Source organism: Rhizobium sp. KNZ14-9A (assembly GCF_056755015.1).
This window is the reverse complement of the sequence record NZ_JBPGXB010000002.1, coordinates 3,461,730-3,483,799: the sequence shown is the minus strand read 5'-3', so window position 1 is coordinate 3,483,799 and position 22,070 is coordinate 3,461,730. Positions and strand designations below refer to the sequence as shown.

Here is a 22,070-nt window from a genome sequence, read left to right as displayed (position 1 = left end):
TCTCCCTCGATAGGTCGAAATTCAGATGATGGCCGGTTCCCGCGTCAGCCGTTCCTCGATGCGCTCGAGCGACCCAAGTGCAAAGAAATCGTCGAAGGAGGCAATCGGTACCTGCTCGATCAGCTTGGAGAGAAATGCATCCGAGCCGAGTTCCTCTTCGATCGCCTCGACCTCGGCCGAAAGCGGCCGGTCGACCGTATAGAAGGCCGCATGTTTGCGCACGACCTCATAGAGCATGCCAGCAACGCCCTTCGGCGTATCGCCGATAATATCGATCGCTTGTGCCGAAAGCAGGGCTTCCAGTGCGGCGAGACGCTTCAGCGCCCGCATCTGCCGGTCGAAGCGTTCGATGACGAGTGGCAGGAAGGCTGCCTCGTCCTCAAGGCCCGCCGCAACGACGAGCGATTGCGCCGAAACCGGGTTCGACATGGAGAGTACGCGCGAAAAGATTTCGCCCGCAAGCTTGATGATTGGTCCGAAGCCGGTGGCGATGCGGCCCGGAGGCACGAGATTGACCGGCAGGCCGCGCCGCTGCCCGTTGCCGAGCAGGACACAGCGGTTGAAGGCGTTGCGCGCTGCATGCGCCATGCAGAGTGCCGCCGATTCCAGCAGGATGGTCACGTCGAGCGGCAGCGATCCGCCAGATGTCATCACCCGTCCCTCAACGACGACGGGATTGTCGTCGGAGCGGCCGGTGGCGGCGAGAATCTTATGGCCCGTCGAAAGCAGGTTCTCGATAACGGCACCAAAGACTTGGGCGATCATGCGGAGACTGAGCGCATCTTGCACGTGGGTCGCGACCGGCCATTCCCATTCGTCCGAGGCATTGCACAGCCAGGCGCCGATCAGCGCCTCTCGTGCGGTGCCGACATGGCGCACGGCCCGCCAGGGATCGCGCGATGCGCCAAGCGCACCTGAGGCCATCATGCCGGTTGCCAGCAGCACACGGATTGATGCGGCGGCATTGCGTGTCGTTTCGGCGGCGGCGGCAAAACTGACGGCATTGACGCTGAGCGAGGCGAGGCTGTCGCGCGGCGCCATCCTCACCGGCTCCATGCCGGCGGCCTGGAAGGCTTCAGCGGCCTGCATGCGGTTGCCGCGATAGATCGCTTCGCCGACGCCCGTCAGCACTGCGCCGATCTGGCCCATCAGGCCGATATCGGCACAGCCGATCGAGCCAGTGCGGCGCACGACCGGAATGAGATCTGCCTTCAGCATGCGCATATAGGCGTCGATGAGATCGGGCGTGCAGCCGACCTGGCCGGTCAGGGCCGTGTTGACGCGCATCGCCATGGCATTGCGCACGACATTGCAGGAAAAAGGTGTGCCGGTGCCGAAGTGGTGGGCGCGCACGAGGCCGAGATTGAAGACCTCGAGATCTTCGGGCGACCATTCGACATCCTTCATGGCGCCCACGCCCGTGGTCGCGCCGTAAACCGGCATGCCGGATTCGATGGCATCCTCGACGATCGAACGCGCGATCTTCACGCGCTGCATACCGATCTCCGAGGCCGAAAGCGCAACCTTGCCGGAGCCGATCCTCATCATCTCGGCAAAGCTGAAGGGCTGGCCGCTCAGTTCGATTCCGGGGCGTTCATGCTTCATGTGCTCATCTCCATGGAGGCGAGACTAAGCGAGCCTCACGTCTGGCGGGATATCCCAAATGCCGAACACATCATGCTTTTGTTGCTTCCCGATCAGCTCAGTATCCAGGCAATATAGAGAAGCGTGAGCGCAATGATCCAGAGGGCCGCTTTGGCCGAGCGGTTGTGGCGTGCTTCCGCCTTGCCGATGGCGTCGGCCGTCTGCTCATCGAAGCGCAACCCGTGTTCGCTCATATGCAGAAGCTGATGGTGGAACTTTTCTGTCTGGGCGGCGATTTCGGGCGCGGCTTCTGCGAGCTTCACGGCCGCCTTCAGCCCATCCTTGAGATCGGTGACGATGCGCTTGGGGCCGAGATTGTTCTTGATCCAGTCGCCGACGACCGGCTCGGACGCCTTCCACATGTTGAAGCGCGGATTGAGCATGCGCGAGACGCCTTCGACGACGACCATCGTCTTCTGCAGCATGACGAGCTCGGGCCGCGTCTGCATGTCGAAAAGTTCGGTGACCTCGAAAAGCAGCGTCAGCAGCTTGCCCATCGAGATCGTCTCGGCAGGCTGACCGTGGATCGGTTCGCCGATCGCCCGGATCGCCTGGGCAAAACTCTCGACATTGTGGTGACCGGGCACATAGCCCGCCTCAAAATGCACTTCCGCCACCCGGATATAGTCGCGGGTGATGAAGCCGTAGAGGATTTCGGCAAGGAAGCGGCGCTCCTTCTTCCCGAGACGCCCGACAATGCCCATGTCGACAGCGACGATCATGCCGTCGGAATCGACGAAGAGGTTGCCCGGATGCATGTCGGCATGGAAGAAGCCGTCGCGCAGCGTATGGCGCAGGAATGACTGGATCAGCGTGTCCGCAAGCTCATTGAGATCGTGGCCGGCAGCCCGCAGCCCTTCGACATCGGACATTTTGACGCCGTCGATCCACTCCATGGTGATGACGTCGCGGCCGGTGCGCTCCCAGTCAACCTTCGGCACGCGGAAGCCAGGATCCTTTTCGGTATTCTCGGCAATCTCAGAAAGGGCAGCCGCCTCAAGGCGCAGGTCCATCTCTACCTTGGTGGTCTGTTCCAGGGTTTTCGTCACCTCGACCGGCCGCAGGCGTCGGCTGGCCGGCATGAAGCGTTCCTGCATATGGGCGACGAGATACATCGCCTCGATATCATGGGCAAACCGCGCCCGGACACCGGGCCGCACGACCTTTACGGCGACCTTCTTGGGTCCTCTCGGCGTATCGACCTCGGCTGGATGCACCTGCGCAATGGAGGCCGCTGCAATCGGATCGCCGAAGCTCGCGTAGAGATCAGTGATCGATCGCCCGAGCGAGCCTTCGATATTGGCCTTGGCGGCTGCCGCCGGGAAAAAGGCCATCCGGTCTTGAAGCTGTGACAGGTCGTCTGCAAACTCGACGCCGACGACATCAGGGCGCGTCGCAAGGAACTGGCCGATCTTCACATAGGATGGACCAAGCCGCTCGACGGCCTGCGCCAGCCGGTCGCTGCGCTTCTGATACTTGCTGCGATTGCGCGCAAACATGCCGACAAAGGATTTTGCCAGGCTCACGGATGGCGGCAGGCCTTCCGAAGGCAGCGCCGAAATGACGCCTTCACGCACCAGAATCCAGCCGACCCTTACGAGCCTGAAATATGCCCCGAAAGCACTCATGCGGATCAGAGCTTCCAGCCGGAATGCAGCGCTGCTATGCCGCCGGTATAATTGGTATAGGTCACGCGCGAGAAGCCGGCGGTGCGGATCATCGCCGCGAAATTCTCCTGGTTCGGGAACTTGCGGATCGATTCCACGAGATACTGGTAAGGCTCGGCATCACCGGTGATCGCCTTGCCGAACTTCGGAATGGCATTGAACGACCAGGCCTCATAGACCTTGTCGAGAAGCGGCAGTTCCACTTCCGAAAATTCGAGTACTAATAGACGGCCGCCGCGTTTCAAGACGCGATAGGCTTCCGAGAGCGCCACCTCGATCCGCGGCACGTTGCGGATGCCGAAGGCGATCGTATAGGCATCGAAGCTGTTTGCCTCGAAAGGAAGGTCCTCGGCATTGGCTTCCACGAAGGTAAGATTGTCCGAAAGCTTCTTCTTTTCCGCCCGCTCGGCGCCGACGCCAAGCATCGAGCCGTTGATGTCGAGCACGGTCGCATGTGCCTGGCGGTTCGAGGCTTCAACGATGCGGAAGGCGATGTCGCCAGTGCCACCGGCCACGTCGAGCACCTTGTAGCCCGGCTCCTTGCGAGGGTTCAGCGCCGTAATCATCGCATCCTTCCAGGCGCGATGCATGCCCATGGACATGACGTCGTTCATGATGTCGTAGCGTTTGGCGACCTTGTGGAAGACCTCGTTGACGAGGCCCTGCTTTTCACCGTTCGGTACTTCGCGGAAGCCGTAGGACGTTTCCATGCCGCCATCGGCGGAGGTCCGGCTGTCTGACATCAAGCTACTCCGTTCACATCAAGAATTCGGCGCGGCGACCATAGCGAAAGCGTGGCTGCGGCGCTATCTGTGGGCCACGGTCCGCCCGCGGCACGTTGGCGCTATAGCGCACATCGCGGGCGGTTGAAACACGTTAGATATAGATGGGTTAAGATGCCGGAATTGCCAGAAGTCGAAACCGTGAAGCGTGGCCTGACGCCGGCAATGGAAGGCGCGCGCATTCAGAGGCTGGAATTGCGCCGCGGCGACCTGCGGTTTCCCTTTCCTCAGGATTTCGAGCGGCAGGTGTCCGGCCGCAAGATCATCGGCCTCGGACGGCGCGCCAAGTACCTGCTCATTGATCTCGACAGCGGCAAGACGATCATTTCCCATCTCGGCATGTCCGGCTCCTTCCGGATCGAACAGGGGCCACTGACTGCCACGCCGGGCGATTTTCACCACGAGCGCTCCAAGGACGAGAAACACGATCACGCCATCTTCCATCTGGACGGCGAGGGTGGCCCGCGCCGCGTTATCTACAATGACCCGCGCCGCTTCGGCTTCATGGATATTGCCGACCGTTCCGAGCTCGATGCCAACCCTTTCCTGTTCGGCCTGGGGCCGGAGCCGACCGGCAACGAACTGTCAGCCGCCTATCTGGCCAAGCGTTTCGACGGCAAGGCCCAGCCACTAAAGAGCGCGCTCCTGGACCAGAAGACCATCGCCGGGCTCGGCAATATATATGTCTGCGAGGCATTGTGGCGGGCGCATCTGTCGCCCGTGCGCGCTGCCGGCACGCTGGTGACGAAGACGGGCAAGCCGAAGCAGGCGCTGAACCTGCTTGTGACCTCCATCCGCGATGTCATCGCCGATGCGATCGCCGCCGGCGGATCGTCGCTGCGCGACCATATCCAGACGGATGGCTCGCTCGGCTACTTCCAGCATTCCTTTTCCGTCTATGATCGCGAAGGTCTTGCTTGCCGCACGCCGGGCTGTGGCGGTACGGTCTCGCGCATCGTGCAGGCTGGCCGTTCCACCTTCTATTGCGCCACCTGCCAGAAATAGGAGAGCGCCATGGCCTATGAAACCCTTGTTGTCGAAACCCGCGGCAATGTCGGCCTGATCACACTGAACCGGCCGCAGGCGCTGAACGCCTTGAATTCGACCGTGCTCAAGGAATTGAAATTGGCCTATGCGGCCTTTCATGCGGATGATGCCATCGGCGCGATCGTGCTGACCGGTTCCGAGCGAGCCTTTGCCGCGGGCGCCGATATCAAGGAAATGCAGCCGCTCGATTTCGCCGAAGTCTATAAGAGCGATTTCATCAGCGGCTGGGACGAGATCGCCAAGGCCCGCAAGCCGATCATCGCCGCCGTCAGCGGCTTTGCGCTCGGTGGTGGGTGCGAGCTTGCCATGCTCTGCGACTTCATCATTGCTTCCGAGACTGCAAAGTTCGGCCAGCCGGAGATCACACTCGGCGTCATTCCTGGCATCGGCGGCTCGCAGCGCCTGACGCGGGCGGTTGGCAAGGCCAAGGCGATGGACCTGATCCTGACCGGCCGGATGATGGATGCGGCGGAAGCCGAGCGCGCGGGACTCGTTTCGCGTGTGGTGGCCCCTGAGCGGCTTCTGGACGAAGCGATGGAGGCCGCTACCAGGATCGCATCGCTGTCGCGCCCCTCGGTGCTGATGGCCAAGGAGGCGGTCAGCCGCGCCTTCGAGACGACGCTGGAAGAGGGCCTGCGTTTCGAGCGCCGTCTGTTCCAGAGCCTCTTTGCGACCGAGGACCAGAAAGAGGGCATGGCCGCCTTCATCGAGAAGCGCAAACCGGCCTTCAAGAACAGGTGAGCGGACGGCGGCGGGAAAGGGGCTTTTCCTTGAAAATGCGCGTTGACGTGGCGCGGCTTTAGCGTTATATGCCCGCCCACGGTTCGGAAAGCCGGTCAGGTTTTCCGCTAATGCTCCCGCATTGCTGAATTGAGTGGCCGCAGGGCCAGCGCGGCAATGGCGGAGTTTTGTTCGAATTCTTGAGAGAGGCATCCATGGCCAATACAACTTCGGCGAAAAAGGCGACCCGCAAGATCGCACGCCGCACCGCAGTCAACAAGGCTCGCCGTTCGCGCGTTCGTACCTACGTTCGCCAGGTCGAAGAGGCACTCGCCGCTGGTGATGCCGCCAAGGCAAAGGAAGCCTTCATCGCCGCTGAGCCCGAGCTGGCGCGCGCCGCAAGCAAGGGCGTCGTGCATGCCAACACGGCATCCCGCAAGGTCTCGCGCCTCGCTGCTCGTGTGAAGGCCCTTTCGGCTTCTGCGAACGCCTAAACATCTCATTAACGAATTGCTCGTTATGATTAGCCCGGTAATTTTACCGGGCTTTTTCGATTCCGCCGCCCGCCGTGGGTATGGTTAATCCTGCGACGATTTCGTGTCAGGGGCATGACAGGAAAAATTGTTTTAAAACAATAGCTTACGCAAGGATCTTTTTAAGGCTTGCGACTCTGGTCACGCAACCCGTGGCCTCAAATGAGTCAAGAAGATTTTTTCTTTTTTCTTTTTATGCGTGTCCAAAATAACCCGGTCGGGGAATCTCCTTGATTCAAAAGCGATTCTTTTTTGACGTTGGTGTGACGCCCTAAAGGCCCCGCCGGAGTCAATGGCCGCGTCTTAATTTTGCGTAAAATTCATCGTTGATCTTGCCTTTTGATCCTGCCTAAATGGCGTCCAGCAAAGGGCGCGGACATCACCTGCAGAAGTCAGTCCAAACTGCCAAGTCGGCAGGATGATGGCTCTGTGTCATTTGCAACGGAGCGGACAGCTTCCGTTTTCTCACGCACTCGACGGCATTGTACCGTGACGTGGCTGTCACGGGACGGGGACGTTTTGTGCGCTCCGCGGCTACACGTTTTGCGTGAGGCCAGGAGAAGGGCAGGGGAAAGTGTAGCATTGCGTTCGGGCTTGCGGGCGAAAAACGAGGATCGGCCGCCAGCCTGACATAGAGGCTTTGAGACGGTTGTCGCATGACCGCGACCACCGCAGGGTTTCTGTGTCAGTCCCGAAAGGGACAGTGTTTGAGTGAACCGGCATGCGAGAGCGGCTCATGAAGATGCCGCCGGCTTTGTCAAAGCGGGGAATGATCGGGCGGCTGTCAACGAATGACCGCCCGAGGAAATGAAAGGCGGCATTATGCAGATGAATTCGATGACGACGGGTGCACTGGATAACGGGGAAGCTGCACAGCAGTCTTTCGGTTCCATTCACCTGAGCGCAACGGAAGAAAAGGGCGAGATGAAGCATGGTGTTCTCTTCGAACGCGTCAGCGCGCGTCTGAAGGCACAAGTTGGTCCTGACGTTTATGCAAGTTGGTTTGCACGGCTCAAGCTTCATTCGGTTTCCAAGAGTGTCGTCCGTCTCACCGTTCCCACGACCTTTCTGAAGTCGTGGATCAACAACCGGTATCTCGATCTCATTGTTGGCCTGTTCCAGGCTGAAGACCCCGAAATCCTGAAAGTCGAGATCCTTGTGCGCACGGCAACGCGCGCCGGCACGAAGGCGCTGGACGATGCAGTCTCCGTCGAGCCGGTCACCCAGCCCACCCAGCTTCGCCGCCCGGCATCTGCCCAGCCGGCGGGGCAGATCGTCCAGCAGGCTGTATCGGCCGCCGCTGCGGCACGCCCGGCAAGTGTCGGTTCGCCGCTCTTTGGCTCGCCGCTGGATTCCCGCTTCACCTTCGACACGTTCGTTGAGGGCAGCTCCAACCGTGTGGCGCTCGCCGCCGCAAAGACCATTGCGGAAGCAGGTCAGGGCGCTGTGCGCTTCAACCCGCTCTTCGTCCATGCGACCGTCGGCCTCGGCAAGACCCATCTGCTGCAGGCGATCGCCAATGCAGCGGTGCAGAACCCGCGTGGCCTGCGCGTTGTCTATCTCACAGCGGAATACTTCATGTGGCGTTTCGCGACAGCGATCCGCGACAATGATGCACTGACACTGAAGGACTCGCTGCGTAACATCGACCTTCTGATCATCGACGACATGCAGTTCCTGCAGGGCAAGATGATACAGCACGAGTTCTGCCACCTGCTGAACATGCTGCTCGACAGCGCCAAGCAGGTTGTCGTCGCCGGCGACCGAGCGCCGTGGGAGCTGGAATCGCTTGATCCACGCGTCCGTTCGCGTCTGCAGGGTGGTGTTGCGATCGAACTCGATGGTCCCGACTACGAGATGCGTCTCGAAATCCTGAATCGTCGCCTTGCGGTTGCCCGTCTGGAGGATCCATCGCTGGAAATCTCGACCGATCTGCTGCAGCATGTTGCCCGCAACATCACGGCAAGCGGCCGCGAACTGGAAGGCGCCTTCAACCAGTTGATCTTCCGCCGCTCCTTCGAGCCGAACCTCTCGATCGAGCGCGTGGATGAGCTTCTGGCCCATCTCGTCGGTTCCGGCGAGCCGCGCCGTGTGCGTATCGAGGATATCCAGCGTATCGTCGCGCGTCACTACAACGTCTCGCGACAGGAACTGGTCTCGAACCGCCGCACGCGTGTCATCGTCAAGCCACGCCAGATCGCCATGTATCTTGCGAAGACATTGACGCCGCGTTCCTTCCCGGAGATCGGACGCCGCTTCGGTGGACGCGATCACACAACGGTTCTGCATGCCGTGCGCAAGATCGAGGAACTGATCTCGGGAGACACGAAGCTGTCGCATGAGATCGAGCTTTTGAAGCGCCTCATCAACGAATAAGCGGTGCGCAGCCATCGCGTTTCAGCAGCCGGGAGCAATCCCGGCTGTTTTCTTTTATAAGCTTTTTATTCTATACAGCCCCAACGTGAGAAAAATGCGCCGGTGAAGAACGTCGGCGCTCGGGAGGACATCAATGAGTTTTGAACGGATTGCCGTGATCGGCCTCGGCAAGGTCGGACGGCTGGCGGCGACGCTTTTGCATGAGGGCGGCTTCGAGGTCATCGGCGTCGATGCACAACTGCCCGTGGGCGACCTGCCCTTCAAATGCCGGGCCGGCGATATCACGGATACCTCTGTCATCGGCGAGCTGCTGTCGAGCGTCGAGGCGGTCCTGTCCTGCCTGCCCTATCATCTGAATATAGAGCTGGCGCGGGCTGCCCATCTTGCCGGCATCCACTATTTCGATCTGACCGAGGACGTGCCGGCCACCAATTTCATCATCGAGCTTTCCAAAACCGCTCGCGGTCTGATGGCGCCGCAATGCGGCCTAGCGCCTGGCTTCGTCGGCATCGTCGGCGCAAGCCTTGCCGATGGCTTCGACCGCTGCCGCTCGATCCGCATGCGCGTCGGCGCTCTGCCACAGCATCCGACCGGGCTTCTGGGCTATGCCTTCAACTGGTCGCCGGAAGGTGTGGTCAATGAATATCTGAACGATTGCGAGGTCATCGAGGGCGGGGTTCGTAAGCTCGTCTCGCCGATGGAATGGCACGAAACGATCTATGTCGGCGGCGTCAAGCTGGAGGCCTTTACGACCTCGGGCGGCCTCGGCACCATGTGCGACACCATGCTCGGCAAGGTCGATAATCTCGATTACAAGACGATGCGTTATCCTGGCCACATGGAACTGATGAATTTCTTCTTCCATGAGCTTCTGATGCGTGACAAACGCCAGCTCGCCGGCGAAATCCTGACCAACGCCAAGCCGCCGGTCGATGATGATGTCGTCTATGTGCATGTCGCGGCCGAAGGCACGATCAACGGCTCCTTGCGCCGAAAGGAATTTGTCCGCGCCTATTATCCGATCGAGATTGCCGGCGCCCGGCGTACGGCAATCGCCTGGACGACGTCGGCCTCGGTGGTTGCGGTCATTGAAATGGTCCGCGACGGGCTGCTGCCGGCCAATGGCTTCCTGCATCAGGAGCACATTCCGCTGGACATGTTCCTTAAGACACCGACGGGCAGCTTGTTCAAGGCGGGTGCTACCAGCAGGGATTAGAGCAATTCCAGCAAAAGTGTGCAGCGGTTTTGCGTCCGGAATTGCGTTAGAACAAAAAGATAGAGCCTTTCCGTATTTCGAAGAAAAACGGAAAGGCTCTAAGTTCTCGCCTCCGAAAGCAGCCAGCGCCGGAAGGCCGCGACCGCCGGCCGTTCCAGCGCTGTGCCCGGATAGACGAGATGGTAGGCAAGCTTGCTTGTCAGCCCCAGCGGAAACGGAGCGACGAGTCGGCCTTCGGCAAGTTCCTTCTCAATGAATGAACGGCGCATCAGCGCCACGCCGAAACCCGATTTCATAGCCTCGAAGGCGCCGTTGCCATCACTGAAGATCGGGCCACGGGAGGCATCCACCTTGGTGGCGCCCGCTGCGGCCAGCCAGAGCTGCCAGTCGCGGCGGTAGACGTCATGGATGAGCTGATATCCTGCGAGCAGATCGGGCGAAGGATCGGCGCCAAGGGTCGCCGCGAGCGCCGGCGTGCAGATCGGCACCAGTTCGTCATCCACCAGCCGTTCGCTGATCAATCCCTCATAACCCCCAAGCCCATGGCGGATGGCGAGATCGATCCCGTCGCGCTCGAAATCGAACATGCGATGGGAGGCGCTGATGCGCACATCGATATCAGGATGCATGTCCTCGAACCGCTGAAGCCGTGGCAGTAGCCAGTGTGTTGCAAAACCTGCCGTACAGGTGAGCGTCAGCGCATTGCCGCGCCGCCGTGCGGTCAGCGATGCCGTCGCCTCGCGTACGAGCTGGAAGGCGGTGCGCAGTGTCGCGAAATAGTCCCGGCCTTCCGCCGTCAGCAGAATCTGCCGGGTTCGCCGCTCGAACAGCGACACGCCAAGCGAGGCTTCGAGATCGCGGATCTGCAGACTGACGGCGCCAGGCGTGACGTGCAACTCGTGCGCCGCCTGCGTCATGCTTAGATGACGCGCCGTCGCCTCAAAGGCGCGCAGGGCTGACAGTGAGGGCAGAGGATCGATCATGCTTTAGCTCAACTCAATCATGTAGTCAGAAATGCTCGTTTGTCAGATGCAGGGAATACTAATAAAAACTGATACATCTGGCAAATCGAGACGGGTGAGTCGGGAAGAACACTTTAGCAAAAATCGACAAAGGAGATTGTCATGTCCATTCAAAAGTCCATGGGAGCTGCAGAATGGGCGATGCTGATCGTGCTGTCGCTTCTCTGGGGCGGCTCCTTCTTCTTCAACGGCATTCTCGTAAAGGCGCTGCCACCTTTCACCATCGTGACCGGGCGCGTGCTGCTTGCCGCTATCGCACTCAATCTGATCGTGCGCGCCATGGGCCACACCATGCCGCGCGACAGGCAGAGCTGGATCGCTTTCTTTGGCATGGGGCTTCTGAACAATATGATTCCCTTCTGCCTGATCGTCTGGGGCCAGACACATATTGCGAGCGGCCTCGCCTCGATCCTCAACGCCACGACGCCGCTCTTTGCCGTGGTCGTTGCCCATGTGCTGACGGCGGATGAAAAGCTGACGGCAAACCGTCTCTTCGGCGTGATCGTCGGGTTTGCCGGCGTGGCCTACATGATCGGTTTTGAAGCCTTGAAGGATCTCGGCTCGAACGTGCTTGCCCAGCTCGCGGTTCTCGGTGCGGCCTTCTCCTATTCGCTGGCTGGCATCTGGGGACGGCGGTTCCGCCGGATGGGCCTTGCGCCACTCATTCCGGCAGCCGGGCAGGTGACTGCTTCCACCGTGCTGATGCTGCCGATCGCGCTGATTGTTGACCAGCCCTGGACGCTCGTCATGCCCTCCGCCGAAACTTGGCTGGCGCTATCAGGCCTTGCGATCCTTTCGACTGCCGTGGCCTATGTGCTCTTCTTCCGCATCCTGGCGACGGCGGGCGCTACGAATCTGATGCTTGTCACCTTTCTGATCCCCGTCAGCGCGATCCTGCTTGGCGCTGCAGCACTCGGCGAGCAGCTGCAGTTCAAGCATCTGATTGGCATGGCCTTAATCGCGATCGGCCTTGCGGCGATCGATGGAAGGCTCTTCAATTTCAGAAAGAGGCGCGCTGCTTGACGCGGCCTAGAGCAATTTCAGCAAAACTGTGCTGCGGTTTTGTGCCCGGAACTGCGTAAAAACAGAGATAGAGCATTCCCGTGTTTCGAAGAATAACGGGAATGCTCTAGCAGGCGAGGTCCGCGACAACGGAATCAAGGATCAACATGCCTGACGGAGTGCAGCGCAGCCGCGAATTGCCGATCCGTTCGATGAAGCGGTGTTCCAGTAAAAACTCTTCGCGCTTCGGATCGAGGTCGCGGCCGGAAAGCTGCTGCCAGCGGGCGAGATCGACGCCTTCCTTCAGGCGCAGACCCATCAGCAGCAATTCATCGGCCTGCTCATCGAAACCGAGGCGCTCTTGCTCGATGATACCGTGCCCGTCGCTTTCGACGAGGTCCAGCCAGGCTTCCGGCTTGCGCTCCGTAGCGGTCGCGATCTTTTCTGGCCCGCGCGTCAGGCGCCCATGTGCGCCGGGGCCAATGCCGGCATAATCGCCATAGCGCCAGTAGGTGAGGTTGTGGCGGCTCTCGGCGCCGGGCCGGGCATGGTTGGATACCTCATAGGCCGGCAATCCTTCACGCTCGGTGATTTCCTGCGTGGCCTCATAGAGTGCGGCGGACTGGTCCCCATCGGGCACGATCAGCTTTCCGGCCTTGTGGAGGCCGTAGAAGGGCGTGCCTTCCTCGATGGTAAGCTGGTAGAGCGAAAGGTGATCGACTGCATAGGAGATCGCTTCTTTCAGCTCGCTCTCCCATTCCTCAACCGTCTGGTTCGGCCTGGCATAGATCAGATCGAAGGACATGCGCGGGAAGATGTCGCGCGCCAGCCTGATCGCCTTCAGCGCGTCGGCAACGTCATGCAGTCGTCCGAGGAATTTGAGATCGCGATCGTTCAGCGCCTGCACACCGAGCGAGACGCGGTTGACTCCGGCTGCGCGATAGCCGCGGAAGCGTTCGGCCTCAACGCTCGAGGGGTTGGCTTCCATCGTGATCTCGATACCGTCGGGCACATGCCAGTGTCGAGAAATGCCGTTCATGATCGCGTCGACCGTTTCCGGCTTCATCAACGAGGGCGTGCCGCCGCCGAGGAATACGCTGGTCACCGTCTTCGGCCCGCTCATCTGGCGGGCCGTGGCGATCTCCTTTAGGAAAGCTGCGACGTAGCGCTCCTGATCGACCGGCTGATGGCGGACATGGCTGTTGAAATCGCAATAGGGACACTTCGCCGCACAAAAAGGCCAATGCACATAGATCCCGAAACCGGGTTCGCCGGTATCAGGCAGAAGCTTTGCGTCGGACATCAGCGCAGGCGAATCGATCATGTTCTAAGCTTGGCCTTATGCTTCCAGGCAGGTTTCGACAAAGAGCTTGAAGGCGCGAGCGCGGTGCGACAGCGCCTGCGGCTTGCCGATATTCCAGCCATGCTTTTCCTCCGCACTCATCTCGCCGAAGGTCACATCATAGCCTTCTGGCTGGAAGACCGGATCATAGCCGAAACCCTGCGTTCCACGCGGCGGCCAGGCAACGGTGCCTTCCACTTCGCCGCGGAAAAGCTCCGTGTGGCCATCCGGCCAGGCAAGGCAGAGCACGCTGACGAAACGCGCGCTGCGCTGCTCCGGCTTCGTGGCACCTGCCTTTTCCAGTGCCTTCTCGACCTTTTCCATGGCCATGTTGAAATCACGGGGGCCGTTGCCTGTCTCCGCCCAGTCGGCCGTGTAGACGCCGGGATCACCGCCGAGGGCATCGACGACGAGTCCGGAATCGTCAGAAAGCGCGGGCATGCCGGAGGCCTTGGCCGAGGCGATTGCCTTGATCGTGGCATTTTCCTCGAAGGTCGTCCCTGTTTCCTTGGGCTCGATGAAATTGAGCTCGGCAGCCGATTTGGCGGTGAAGCCAAGCGGCCCGATCAGATCCTGGATTTCGCGGATCTTGCCCTGATTATGGCTGGCGACGACAATAGTCTTGGTTTCAAGCTTACGCATAAAGTATCCTTATCCCATGCCCCAGATTTTCGCCTCCGCGCATTCCAGGCTATTGCCATCAGGATCGCGGAAATAAATCGATCGGCCGCCCTGCGGCCAGTGAACCTCGGATTCGATGCCGATGCCGGCAGCTTTCAGCTTCTCCGCCATCGCATCGAGATTATCTCCCGAAACCCTGAAGCAGGCGTGGCCTTTTCCGATGGTGCCATGTGGCGGAACCTGCAGGCTGTCAGGTGCCGGTGGCTTCACCGTTTCCTCCGGGTTGAAGATCAGGAGCACGCCCGGTCCGCAGCGGAAAAATACATGGCGGTTGCCCGAACGTGCGATCTTCTCAAGGCCCAGCACAGTTCCGTAGAAGCCTTCGGCCGCATCAAGATCGGTTGCGTAGAGCGCGGTCTCAAGAATGCCTTCGATGGGTTGCGCCATTGCCCGCCCCTTGTCCGGCCCTGCCCCCGGGAGCAGGGACAAGGAAATTCAATAGCGAGGCTTGAATAGGCCTCAGGCGATCGCCTGCTTCTGCAGATCCACCAGTTCGGCAATGCCTGCTTTCGCAAGGCCCATCAGCGAGGAGAATTCTTCCTCGGTGAAAGGCGTGCCTTCTGCCGTGCCTTGAATCTCCACAATGCCGCCGGCGCCCGTCATGACGAAATTGGCATCGGTCTCGGCCGAGGAATCCTCGAGATAATCGAGGTCGATGACCGGCTGGTTGGCGAAGATACCGCAGGAGATCGCCGCGACATGATCCTTCAGCACGCGGTCGGCCTTGATCATGTTGCGGGTTTCCATCCAACGCAGGCAGTCGTACAGCGCAATCCAGCCGCCGGTGATCGAGGCCGTGCGCGTGCCGCCATCCGCCTGGATGACATCGCAGTCGAGCGTGATCTGGCGTTCGCCGAGCGCGGTCAGATCGACCACGGCACGCAGCGAGCGGCCGATGAGGCGCTGGATTTCCTGCGTGCGGCCGCCCTGCTTGCCGGCAGCAGCTTCGCGCTTCATGCGTTCGCCGGTTGCGCGCGGCAGCATGCCATATTCGGCGGTGACCCAGCCCTTGCCGGTGTTGCGCAGCCACGGCGGGGTCTTGTCTTCGAGGCTTGCCGTGCAGAGCACGTGTGTGTCGCCGAACTTTACCAGGCAGGAACCTTCCGCATGCTTGGAAAAATTGCGCTCGAAGGAGACCTTGCGCATCTGGTCTGTTTTTCTGCCTGAAGGCCGCATTCTCTTCTCCTGAAACATGATGCCGAAAAGCGTAAGCGCGTCTCGGGCAATGTCATGCATGCATTGTATCGTCGCCCGCTTCTACGATTGGCTGCGTGCATTTGCAAATTCCCTTTTGCCACGGGGGACAGAATGGCTATATTTCCCTGACATCATTCAGTGCGGGTGCGAAAAGTTCATGAGCTACAGGTCGACATCAATTTCGGATGCCGTGGCTGCGCTGGATGAACGGTCGAAGGAAATTTTCCGGCGCATCGTCGAAGGCTACCTGGAGCATGGCGAGCCCTTAGGCTCCCGCAATCTCTCGCGTCTTCTGCCCATGTCTCTGTCGCCTGCCTCCGTTCGCAATGTCATGAGCGATCTGGAAGAGCTCGGGCTTATCTATTCTCCGCATGTCAGCGCCGGCCGCCTGCCGACCCAGATCGGGCTGCGCTTCTTCGTCGATGCCTTCATGCAGGTCGGCGATCTCTCCGTCGAGGAGCGTGCCAGCATCGACCGCCAGGTCCGGGCCGGAAGCCGCGACAATCCGGTGGAATCAATGATGAACGAGGCAAGCCGCATGCTCTCGGGCATTTCGCGCGGCGCTGGCCTCGTTATCACGTCCAAGAGCGACCCGGTTCTGAAACATGTCGAGTTCATCCGCCTGGAGCCTACCAAGGCGCTGGCCGTGCTTGTCGGCGATCATGATCAGATAGAAAACCGCATCATCGAACTGCCTGCGGGCGTTACCTCCTCGCAGCTCACCGAAGCCGCCAATTTTCTCAACGCGCACATGACCGGCCAGACGCTGCCGGAATTGCGCCTGCAATTGAGCCGGCTGAAAGATGAAGTTCGCCACGAGCTCGATGCGCTGTCGCGGGATCTCGTGGAGCGCGGCATCGCCGTATGGGCCGGTAGCTCGGACGAGACCAAGCCGGCACAGCTCATCATCCGCGGCCGCGCAAACCTGCTGGAAGGCGTAGGTGGGGCGGAAGATCTTGACCGGCTGCGCCTGCTCTTCGATGACCTCGAGAAAAAGGACAGCTTGATCGAACTCCTGAACCTTGCCGAAAGCGGGCCGGGTGTGCGCATTTTCATCGGTTCGGAAAACAAGCTCTTCTCGCTTTCCGGCTCCTCGCTCATCGTTGCTCCTTATCGCGATGACGACGACCGCATCGTCGGCGCGGTGGGCGTGATCGGTCCTACGCGGCTCAATTATTCCCGCATTGTGCCGATGGTGGACTATACGGCCCAGCTCGTGTCGCGCCTTTCGCGCGGATCTCTCTGATCCCTTGCGCGAAACCGGCGGAATTTTAGCTTCTTCGTCACGCAGACTTGATTTTTTCCGGCCAAACATCGATATCGGGCGCATCTGAGAATACACGAACCGGAGACCGTCATGACTGATGAAACGACGAAGAACGGACCTGACGCGGCTGCGGCGGAAGCCACAGCCGACGCCGCCGCAAACGTCGAGAATGAAGCCGTGAAGGAAGCAGCTGCAGGCGAACCGGATGCGCTTGAGCTTCTGAAGGCCGAGAATACCGAATTGCGCGACCGCTATCTGCGGCTTGCCGCTGAAATGGATAATCTGCGACGCCGTACAGAGCGCGAGGTCAAGGACGCCAAGTCCTATTCCGTCGCAGGCTTCGCCCGCGACATGCTGGCCGTCTCGGACAATCTGCGCCGTGCGATCGACGCCATTCCGCCCGAGGTCAAGGCTGCTGCCGACGCTGGCCTGACGACGCTGATCGAGGGTGTCGAGATGACCGAGCGTTCCATGCTCTCGGCTCTCGAGCGCCACGGCGTTCGTAAGCTGGAGCCGGTCGGCCAGAAGTTCGACCCGAACTTCCATCAGGCGATGTTCGAAGTGCCGAATACCGAAGTGCCGAACAATACGGTCGTGCAGGTCGTACAGGCCGGTTTCTCCATCGGTGAGCGCGTGCTGCGCCCGGCCATGGTCGGCGTCGCCAAGGGTGGTCCAAAACTCGTGGAAGCCGAGGCCAACTCGGTGCTGGACGAGAAGGACGCCTGAGGGAATTGAAAAAGGCCGCGTCAGCGGCCTTTTCTATTTCTGTCTGACTTGATGGGCTAAATCCGCGCGAAGCGCTCGATCAGCAGATCGAAAAAGCCGTCGGCATCGACGTAGCGCATGACCTTCGCATTGCGCTTGCGCTCGGTCACATGCCACCAGTCGACAACGGTCATGCCGACGGTCAGCTCCGAAGCTACCTCGATCTCGACATTGCAGTCCCGGCCCTTGAAGAGCTCAGGCTTCAGCAGGTAGGCGACTGTCGTCGGGTCGTGCAGCGGGCCGCCGTCCGAACCGTATTTTTCGATGTCGAAGCGCTCGAAGAATTCCAGCATCTCCACCATCGCCTTGGCGGGCGCCGTGCCGATTTCGGCCATGCGCTTCACGCGGTCCTTGCGGGTCAGAAGCTGATGCGTGACGTCGAGCGGCATCATGACGACGGGCACGCCGGAGCGGAACACGATATCGGCGGCTTCCGGATCGACATAGATGTTGAATTCAGCAGCTGGCGTGATGTTGCCGCCTTCAAAGAAACCGCCGCCCATCATGACAAGTTCGCGGATACGCGGCACGATGTCGGGCGCTTTCTGGAAGGCCAGGCCGATATTGGTCAGCGGTCCGAGCGTGCAGAGCGTAACTGTGCCTTCCGGCTCGTGTCGCAGCGTTTCGATGATGAAGTCGACGGAATGCTGTGCCTGCAGCGGCATCGTCGGCTCAGGAAGAGTAGGGCCGTCGAGACCTGTCTTGCCATGCACGTGCTCGGCGGTGACGAGCTTGCGGGCGATCGGCCGGTCGGCCCCGGCAAAGACCTTGATATCGGTCCGCTCGCAAAGCTCGCAGATGATGCGCGCATTGCGGCTTGTCAGAGACAGCGGCACGTTACCGGCGACAGTGGTGATGCCCAACACATCAAGCTCTCCCGGGCTGCCGAAGGCCAGCATGATCGTGGCGGCATCGTCCTGGCCGGGGTCGGTGTCGATAATGATCTTTCTCGGTTCTGCCATCCGGGTAGTTCCATCCTCTGGTGCGCGTCGCTCTAGCATGCACCTTTTCATTGTCTTCACGCTCCCGTCGCAAATCAACACAGTGCGCCGGGGCATGTTTTGATGCGGGGCGCTGCGTCCTTTGTCAAGGAAACGGTCTTACGAAGCTTTGCCTTAAAATATGGGAGGCCCGGCCGGCGGCCATCACGCCTTGCAGGGGGCAACCGTCGTTCCCATATTAACGGTACCCGGATGCTGCATGTTGAGGTCCGGAGAGGTCGCTTGCATCAAGGACTTTGGAAGATGAGCCGCATCACCCCTTTCGCCAGCCCACTGCTTCTGGGCTTCGATGCCATGGAAAAGACGCTCGAGCGGATTTCCAAGGCGAGCGATGGTTATCCACCCTATAATATCGAACGCATCGCCGCAGGCCACGACGCGCCTGAGCGGCTTCGCATCACGCTTGCAGTCGCCGGTTTCAGTGAAGAAGAGCTCGATGTGTCGACTGAGGAAAACCAACTTCTGATCCGTGGCCGCCAGGTCGATCAGGGCGAGCGCGATTATCTCTATCGTGGCATTGCGGCGAGACAGTTCCAGCGGACCTTCGTTCTCGCGGATGGCATGCAGGTCTTAGGCGCAAGCCTCAAGAACGGTCTGCTCTCGGTAGATCTAATTCGCCCGGAACCGGCGCGCATGATCAAGAAAATTAACATTTCGGTTTCACAGTAGCACAACGGTTTGTTGAACCGTTGGTCCCTTCTCTCGGAGGAACAGGAATGTTGATGAAAGAAGCTACGTCGCGTCTGACCAAGTCCGAACTTGCCGGCATCGGCAATGGCGAGGTCGCCTATATCCGGAAAATACGCAATGAAGAGGTTGCCAAGTGCTTCCCCGAGGCGCCGGATATCGATCCAAGCGTTGATCTCTGGGCATTGTTCGGCGCTGATGGCACACCGATCCTGCTGACGGATAACCGCTCCAGCACCTTCTTCAAGGCTGCCGAAGACGAGCTGAAGACAGTCAGCCTGCATTGATCATGACCGGGCTGCCGCAAGGCCGGCCGTCAGAATGCATGTGTGAAGAATGATAATGGGCGATGCGAGGGACTCATGCTAGTCCCTTGCTCATGCGTATAGCCGCCTTCCAGCGTTTTCCTATTTTCGACGACGCAGAGGCCGCGGCCGATGCGATATTGTGCGATTTGCTCTGGGCCGATGCGCATGGCGTCGATCTTGTCCTCTTTTCCGAATCCTATCTCCAGGGACATAGCTACCGGCAGAGCCTGGTTGAGGGCCGTGCGCTATCGCTCGACAGTCCGGCATTCCTTTCGATCCTTGAAAAGCTCGCGCCGACAAAGGCGACCGCCGTCATAGGCTGTTTCGAACGCCGTGGCGAAGCGGTCTTCAACAGTGCTGTCGTGATCGAAGCCGGCGTGCTGCGTGGCACCTATGCCAAGGCTTACCCCATCGAGAGCGGCTGTGCTCCGGGAACGGACTTCCCTGTCTGGAGCCGCGCCGGCCGCACCTTCGGCATCAATATCTGTAACGACACCAACTATCCCGATGCCGCTGACAGGCTCGTTGCACAGGGCGCGGATCTGATCTGCTGCCCGATCAATATGGTACTGCGGCCCCTCAAGGCCGAGATCTGGCGCGAGGAATCACTGGAGCATATGCGCTCCTGCGCGCGGCGGACGAAGCGCTGGTACATGTGTTGCGACGCCGTAGGCGCAGTCGACGAAGGCCCAGACCGGTGGTTCGGCTATGGCTGCACAGCCATCATCGCGCCCGACGGCTCCGTCATCGGCCAAGCCGTCGAAGGCGTCGAGGATGTCGTGATGGCTGATCTGCCCTGAAAGCTCACACCTAGGTAGGTCAGACACGCTTGAAGGTGAGATAGGCCGAGGAGCGACCTTCGCGGCGAGCCTTGGCTTCATAGCGGGTGCTCGGCCAGCCCTCATAGGGCGTCAGCCAGTCGGCGGCATTCTGCGCCATCCATTCGAAGCCGCCATGGTCGCGGCATTTCAGCAGCGTCCAGTTCACATAGGTGTCGATGTCTGAGGCGAAGCAGAACAGCCCGCCTGGCTTCAGCACCCGGTGAAAACGGTCGAGATTGGTCTTGGAGACGAAGCGACGCTTCCAGTGCTTCCGCTTCGGCCAGGGGTCCGGATAGAGCAGGTCGATCTGATCGAGGCAATGATCGGGAAGCCAGTCGAGAAGCTGCGTCGCGTCATCGTTATAGACACGCACGTTGCGCGCACCCGTTTCGTCGACGCGTGCAAGCAGCTTCTGCATGGAGTTTACAAAAGGCTCGACGCCGATAAAGCCCGTCGAAGGCGTTTCCAGCGCGCGGTGGATGAGATGTTCTCCACCGCCGAAGCCGATCTCCAGCCGCATTTTCTCGACCGGATCAGCGAAAATGTCCTTCGGCGGCTTCGGGGGAGCCGCCGAGAGATCGATGATGAATGCCGGAAGCAGTGTAGCAAGCCGATCGGCCTGCTGTTCACGCAGGGCTTTTCCCTTGCGGCGACCGAAAAACGCTTCGGTCGCCCGGCCCCGGCGTTCCATATCCGTCATGCAGCAGCCTTGGTCTTGACCGCGTCCTTGAGACCCTTCACGAGATCCGTGCGCTCCCAGGAGAACGAGCCGTCGCGGCCAGCCTTGCGGCCGAAATGGCCGTAAGCGGAGGTCTTGGCATAGATCGGCTTGTTGAGGTCGAGGTGGCGGCGGATGCCCGACGGCGACAGGTCCATGTTCTGGCGGATCGCGGCTTCGACCTGATCTTCGGTCACACCCTTGCCGGTGCCGTGCAGGTCGACATAGATCGACAGCGGCTGGGCAACACCGATGGCGTAGGAGAGCTGGATCGTGCAACGGTCGGCAAGGCCGGCAGCTACGACGTTCTTGGCGAGGTAGCGGGCAGCATAGGCAGCCGAACGGTCGACCTTCGTCGTGTCCTTGCCGGAGAATGCGCCACCGCCATGCGGAGCAGCACCGCCATAGGTGTCGACGATGATCTTGCGGCCAGTGAGGCCGGCGTCACCATCCGGGCCGCCGATGACGAACTTGCCGGTGGGGTTGATGTACCACTTGCAATCGTCGGCGATCTTCAGGTCGCCGAGAGCTTCGCGGATATAGGGCTCGACGACGCTGCGAACCTTCTTCGAATCCCAGCTGTCGTCCAGGTGCTGAGTGGAAAGAACGATCGAGGTGGCTTCAGCCGGCTTGCCGTCGACATAGCGTACGGTCACCTGGCTCTTGGCGTCGGGGCCGAGCTTGGCGACTTCGCCCTCACCCTTCTTGCGGGCGACAGCGAGCAGCTGAAGGATCTTGTGGGAATAGTAGATCGGCGCCGGCATGAGATCCGGCGTTTCCTTGCAGGCGTAGCCGAACATGATGCCCTGGTCGCCGGCGCCTTCGTCGCCCTGCTGGTCGGCGGCGCTGTCCACGCCCTGGGCGATGTCGGCCGACTGCGAATGCAGCAGCACATCGATCTTGGCCTTCTTCCAGTGGAAGCCGTCCTGTTCGTAACCGATGTCCTTGATGGCGCGACGAGCCGCAGCTTTGAACTTCGACGGGTTGATGACGTCCTTGCCGTCCTTGTCCTTCTTCATCAGGCTCGGCGGCAGGCGAACTTCACCGGCGATGACGACGCGGTTGGTCGTCGCGAGGGTTTCGCAGGCAATGCGCACGCCCCACGGATTGATGCCGGTCTTTGCCGCTTCGCGGTAGACCAGATCGACGATCTCGTCGGAGATGCGGTCACACACCTTGTCCGGGTGACCTTCGGCAACAGATTCGCTGGTAAAGAGATAGTTCGCGCGCATTCCGGGATTCCCCTCAAAGAATAAAAGCGGTCTAGTAGGTAC

The 22,070-nt window shown here is 60.4% G+C and carries 22 protein-coding genes; 11 read left to right on the top strand and 11 right to left on the bottom strand.

What is annotated here, in order from left to right; genetic code table 11:
• Window positions 1-21 precede the first annotated feature (21 nt).
• From ACR9ZQ_RS24075 to ubiE, 3 genes are all read right to left on the bottom strand, one after another.
• Complete coding sequence (locus tag ACR9ZQ_RS24075) at window positions 22-1,605, bottom strand: aromatic amino acid lyase (protein ID WP_113182162.1); 1,584 nt, start codon at window positions 1,603-1,605, stop codon at window positions 22-24.
• Between the two features lie 92 nt (window positions 1,606-1,697).
• Window positions 1,698-3,272 carry a 2-polyprenylphenol 6-hydroxylase gene (ubiB, locus tag ACR9ZQ_RS24070; protein WP_310379496.1) on the bottom strand — a complete coding sequence of 525 codons (1,575 nt, stop codon included), beginning with the start codon at window positions 3,270-3,272 and terminating at the stop codon, window positions 1,698-1,700.
• Window positions 3,273-3,277: 5 nt separating this feature from the next.
• A complete protein-coding gene (gene ubiE / locus ACR9ZQ_RS24065; protein ID WP_310379495.1) occupies window positions 3,278-4,054 on the bottom strand; it encodes a bifunctional demethylmenaquinone methyltransferase/2-methoxy-6-polyprenyl-1,4-benzoquinol methylase UbiE in 777 nt (258 codons plus the stop codon).
• A 153-nt stretch (window positions 4,055-4,207) separates the two neighbouring features.
• Between ubiE and mutM the strand changes: the two genes are divergently transcribed.
• The 5 genes from mutM to ACR9ZQ_RS24040 all read left to right on the top strand — a co-directional run bounded on the left by mutM (window position 4,208) and on the right by ACR9ZQ_RS24040 (window position 9,985).
• Window positions 4,208-5,098, top strand: coding sequence for a bifunctional DNA-formamidopyrimidine glycosylase/DNA-(apurinic or apyrimidinic site) lyase (mutM, locus tag ACR9ZQ_RS24060; protein WP_310379493.1), 891 nt, complete (start codon window positions 4,208-4,210; stop codon window positions 5,096-5,098).
• Between the two features lie 9 nt (window positions 5,099-5,107).
• Window positions 5,108-5,881: an enoyl-CoA hydratase gene (locus tag ACR9ZQ_RS24055; protein ID WP_310379491.1), complete on the top strand. Its 774-nt coding sequence runs from the start codon at window positions 5,108-5,110 to the stop codon at window positions 5,879-5,881.
• Window positions 5,882-6,075: 194 nt separating this feature from the next.
• A complete protein-coding gene (rpsT, locus tag ACR9ZQ_RS24050) occupies window positions 6,076-6,354 on the top strand; it encodes a 30S ribosomal protein S20 (protein WP_113324735.1) in 279 nt (92 codons plus the stop codon).
• Between the two features lie 861 nt (window positions 6,355-7,215).
• Entirely contained in the window at window positions 7,216-8,769 is a 1,554-nt protein-coding gene (gene dnaA / locus ACR9ZQ_RS24045; protein ID WP_310379489.1) for a chromosomal replication initiator protein DnaA, read from the top strand.
• A gap of 133 nt (window positions 8,770-8,902) precedes the next feature.
• Window positions 8,903-9,985 carry a saccharopine dehydrogenase family protein gene (locus ACR9ZQ_RS24040; protein WP_310379487.1) on the top strand — a complete coding sequence of 361 codons (1,083 nt, stop codon included), beginning with the start codon at window positions 8,903-8,905 and terminating at the stop codon, window positions 9,983-9,985.
• A gap of 98 nt (window positions 9,986-10,083) precedes the next feature.
• Here ACR9ZQ_RS24040 and gcvA read toward each other — a convergent pair whose 3' ends face one another.
• The gene (gcvA, locus tag ACR9ZQ_RS24035; RefSeq protein WP_007814873.1) at window positions 10,084-10,968 is read right to left on the bottom strand and encodes a transcriptional regulator GcvA; all 885 of its coding nucleotides are present in this window, start codon (window positions 10,966-10,968) and stop codon (window positions 10,084-10,086) included.
• 141 nt (window positions 10,969-11,109) lie between these two features.
• Between gcvA and ACR9ZQ_RS24030 the strand changes: the two genes are divergently transcribed.
• Window positions 11,110-12,030, top strand: coding sequence for a DMT family transporter (locus tag ACR9ZQ_RS24030; RefSeq protein ID WP_310379484.1), 921 nt, complete (start codon window positions 11,110-11,112; stop codon window positions 12,028-12,030).
• Window positions 12,031-12,136: 106 nt separating this feature from the next.
• Here the strand turns inward: ACR9ZQ_RS24030 and hemW are convergent, their stop codons facing one another.
• The 4 genes from hemW to rph all read right to left on the bottom strand — a co-directional run bounded on the left by hemW (window position 12,137) and on the right by rph (window position 15,208).
• Window positions 12,137-13,333 (bottom strand): radical SAM family heme chaperone HemW, encoded by a 1,197-nt coding sequence (gene hemW, locus ACR9ZQ_RS24025; protein ID WP_310379482.1) that lies wholly within the window; start codon window positions 13,331-13,333, stop codon window positions 12,137-12,139.
• 15 nt (window positions 13,334-13,348) lie between these two features.
• Complete coding sequence (gene rdgB, locus ACR9ZQ_RS24020) at window positions 13,349-13,993, bottom strand: RdgB/HAM1 family non-canonical purine NTP pyrophosphatase (protein WP_310379479.1); 645 nt, start codon at window positions 13,991-13,993, stop codon at window positions 13,349-13,351.
• 9 nt (window positions 13,994-14,002) lie between these two features.
• Complete coding sequence (locus ACR9ZQ_RS24015; protein ID WP_113323555.1) at window positions 14,003-14,419, bottom strand: VOC family protein; 417 nt, start codon at window positions 14,417-14,419, stop codon at window positions 14,003-14,005.
• A gap of 72 nt (window positions 14,420-14,491) precedes the next feature.
• On the bottom strand, window positions 14,492-15,208 hold the full coding sequence (gene rph, locus ACR9ZQ_RS24010) for a ribonuclease PH (RefSeq protein WP_310379476.1): 717 nt from the start codon (window positions 15,206-15,208) through the stop codon (window positions 14,492-14,494).
• Between the two features lie 178 nt (window positions 15,209-15,386).
• Here rph and hrcA point away from each other — a divergent pair, with 178 nt between their 5' ends.
• Window positions 15,387-16,475 (top strand): heat-inducible transcriptional repressor HrcA, encoded by a 1,089-nt coding sequence (hrcA, locus tag ACR9ZQ_RS24005; protein ID WP_037070837.1) that lies wholly within the window; start codon window positions 15,387-15,389, stop codon window positions 16,473-16,475.
• Between the two features lie 111 nt (window positions 16,476-16,586).
• Window positions 16,587-17,222 carry a nucleotide exchange factor GrpE gene (grpE, locus tag ACR9ZQ_RS24000; RefSeq protein ID WP_113323556.1) on the top strand — a complete coding sequence of 212 codons (636 nt, stop codon included), beginning with the start codon at window positions 16,587-16,589 and terminating at the stop codon, window positions 17,220-17,222.
• Between the two features lie 56 nt (window positions 17,223-17,278).
• Here grpE and ACR9ZQ_RS23995 read toward each other — a convergent pair whose 3' ends face one another.
• Entirely contained in the window at window positions 17,279-18,223 is a 945-nt protein-coding gene (locus ACR9ZQ_RS23995; RefSeq protein WP_310379473.1) for a nucleoside hydrolase, read from the bottom strand.
• 282 nt (window positions 18,224-18,505) lie between these two features.
• On the opposite strand from ACR9ZQ_RS23995, the gene ACR9ZQ_RS23990 reads away from it, so the two are divergent.
• From ACR9ZQ_RS23990 to ACR9ZQ_RS23980, 3 genes are all read left to right on the top strand, one after another.
• The gene (locus tag ACR9ZQ_RS23990) at window positions 18,506-18,931 is read left to right on the top strand and encodes an Hsp20 family protein (protein ID WP_310379471.1); all 426 of its coding nucleotides are present in this window, start codon (window positions 18,506-18,508) and stop codon (window positions 18,929-18,931) included.
• A 47-nt stretch (window positions 18,932-18,978) separates the two neighbouring features.
• Window positions 18,979-19,236: a BQ00720 family protein gene (locus ACR9ZQ_RS23985; RefSeq protein ID WP_007814896.1), complete on the top strand. Its 258-nt coding sequence runs from the start codon at window positions 18,979-18,981 to the stop codon at window positions 19,234-19,236.
• Window positions 19,237-19,328: 92 nt separating this feature from the next.
• The gene (locus ACR9ZQ_RS23980) at window positions 19,329-20,057 is read left to right on the top strand and encodes a carbon-nitrogen hydrolase family protein (protein WP_481429353.1); all 729 of its coding nucleotides are present in this window, start codon (window positions 19,329-19,331) and stop codon (window positions 20,055-20,057) included.
• A 19-nt stretch (window positions 20,058-20,076) separates the two neighbouring features.
• On the opposite strand, the gene trmB is transcribed toward ACR9ZQ_RS23980, so the two are convergent.
• Window positions 20,077-20,778, bottom strand: a complete 702-nt coding sequence (gene trmB, locus ACR9ZQ_RS23975) for a tRNA (guanine(46)-N(7))-methyltransferase TrmB (RefSeq protein ID WP_310379465.1) — start codon at window positions 20,776-20,778, stop codon at window positions 20,077-20,079.
• Entirely contained in the window at window positions 20,775-22,028 is a 1,254-nt protein-coding gene (gene metK / locus ACR9ZQ_RS23970) for a methionine adenosyltransferase (RefSeq protein WP_310379463.1), read from the bottom strand. The genes trmB and metK overlap by 4 nt, the downstream gene beginning before the upstream one ends.
• Between the last annotated feature and the right edge of the window lie 42 nt (window positions 22,029-22,070).

What these genes read in the sequence shown, in the direction of transcription:
- ACR9ZQ_RS24015 (WP_113323555.1), bottom strand. Translation starts at nt 14,419, where the DNA reads ATGGCGCAACCCATCGAAGGCATTCTTGAGACCGCGCTCTACGCAACC.
- ubiE (WP_310379495.1), bottom strand. Translation starts at nt 4,054, where the DNA reads ATGTCAGACAGCCGGACCTCCGCCGATGGCGGCATGGAAACGTCCTAC.
- mutM (WP_310379493.1), top strand. Translation starts at nt 4,208, where the DNA reads ATGCCGGAATTGCCAGAAGTCGAAACCGTGAAGCGTGGCCTGACGCCG.
- rdgB (WP_310379479.1), bottom strand. Translation starts at nt 13,993, where the DNA reads ATGCGTAAGCTTGAAACCAAGACTATTGTCGTCGCCAGCCATAATCAG.
- rpsT (WP_113324735.1), top strand. Translation starts at nt 6,076, where the DNA reads ATGGCCAATACAACTTCGGCGAAAAAGGCGACCCGCAAGATCGCACGC.
- rph (WP_310379476.1), bottom strand. Translation starts at nt 15,208, where the DNA reads ATGCGGCCTTCAGGCAGAAAAACAGACCAGATGCGCAAGGTCTCCTTC.
- ACR9ZQ_RS23990 (WP_310379471.1), top strand. Translation starts at nt 18,506, where the DNA reads ATGAGCCGCATCACCCCTTTCGCCAGCCCACTGCTTCTGGGCTTCGAT.
- ACR9ZQ_RS24055 (WP_310379491.1), top strand. Translation starts at nt 5,108, where the DNA reads ATGGCCTATGAAACCCTTGTTGTCGAAACCCGCGGCAATGTCGGCCTG.
- ACR9ZQ_RS23985 (WP_007814896.1), top strand. Translation starts at nt 18,979, where the DNA reads ATGTTGATGAAAGAAGCTACGTCGCGTCTGACCAAGTCCGAACTTGCC.
- trmB (WP_310379465.1), bottom strand. Translation starts at nt 20,778, where the DNA reads ATGACGGATATGGAACGCCGGGGCCGGGCGACCGAAGCGTTTTTCGGT.
- hemW (WP_310379482.1), bottom strand. Translation starts at nt 13,333, where the DNA reads ATGATCGATTCGCCTGCGCTGATGTCCGACGCAAAGCTTCTGCCTGAT.
- dnaA (WP_310379489.1), top strand. Translation starts at nt 7,216, where the DNA reads ATGCAGATGAATTCGATGACGACGGGTGCACTGGATAACGGGGAAGCT.
- ACR9ZQ_RS24040 (WP_310379487.1), top strand. Translation starts at nt 8,903, where the DNA reads ATGAGTTTTGAACGGATTGCCGTGATCGGCCTCGGCAAGGTCGGACGG.
- metK (WP_310379463.1), bottom strand. Translation starts at nt 22,028, where the DNA reads ATGCGCGCGAACTATCTCTTTACCAGCGAATCTGTTGCCGAAGGTCAC.
- hrcA (WP_037070837.1), top strand. Translation starts at nt 15,387, where the DNA reads ATGAGCTACAGGTCGACATCAATTTCGGATGCCGTGGCTGCGCTGGAT.
- gcvA (WP_007814873.1), bottom strand. Translation starts at nt 10,968, where the DNA reads ATGATCGATCCTCTGCCCTCACTGTCAGCCCTGCGCGCCTTTGAGGCG.
- ACR9ZQ_RS24075 (WP_113182162.1), bottom strand. Translation starts at nt 1,605, where the DNA reads ATGAAGCATGAACGCCCCGGAATCGAACTGAGCGGCCAGCCCTTCAGC.
- ACR9ZQ_RS23980 (WP_481429353.1), top strand. Translation starts at nt 19,329, where the DNA reads ATGCGTATAGCCGCCTTCCAGCGTTTTCCTATTTTCGACGACGCAGAG.
- ACR9ZQ_RS23995 (WP_310379473.1), bottom strand. Translation starts at nt 18,223, where the DNA reads ATGGCAGAACCGAGAAAGATCATTATCGACACCGACCCCGGCCAGGAC.
- ubiB (WP_310379496.1), bottom strand. Translation starts at nt 3,272, where the DNA reads ATGAGTGCTTTCGGGGCATATTTCAGGCTCGTAAGGGTCGGCTGGATT.
- ACR9ZQ_RS24030 (WP_310379484.1), top strand. Translation starts at nt 11,110, where the DNA reads ATGTCCATTCAAAAGTCCATGGGAGCTGCAGAATGGGCGATGCTGATC.
- grpE (WP_113323556.1), top strand. Translation starts at nt 16,587, where the DNA reads ATGACTGATGAAACGACGAAGAACGGACCTGACGCGGCTGCGGCGGAA.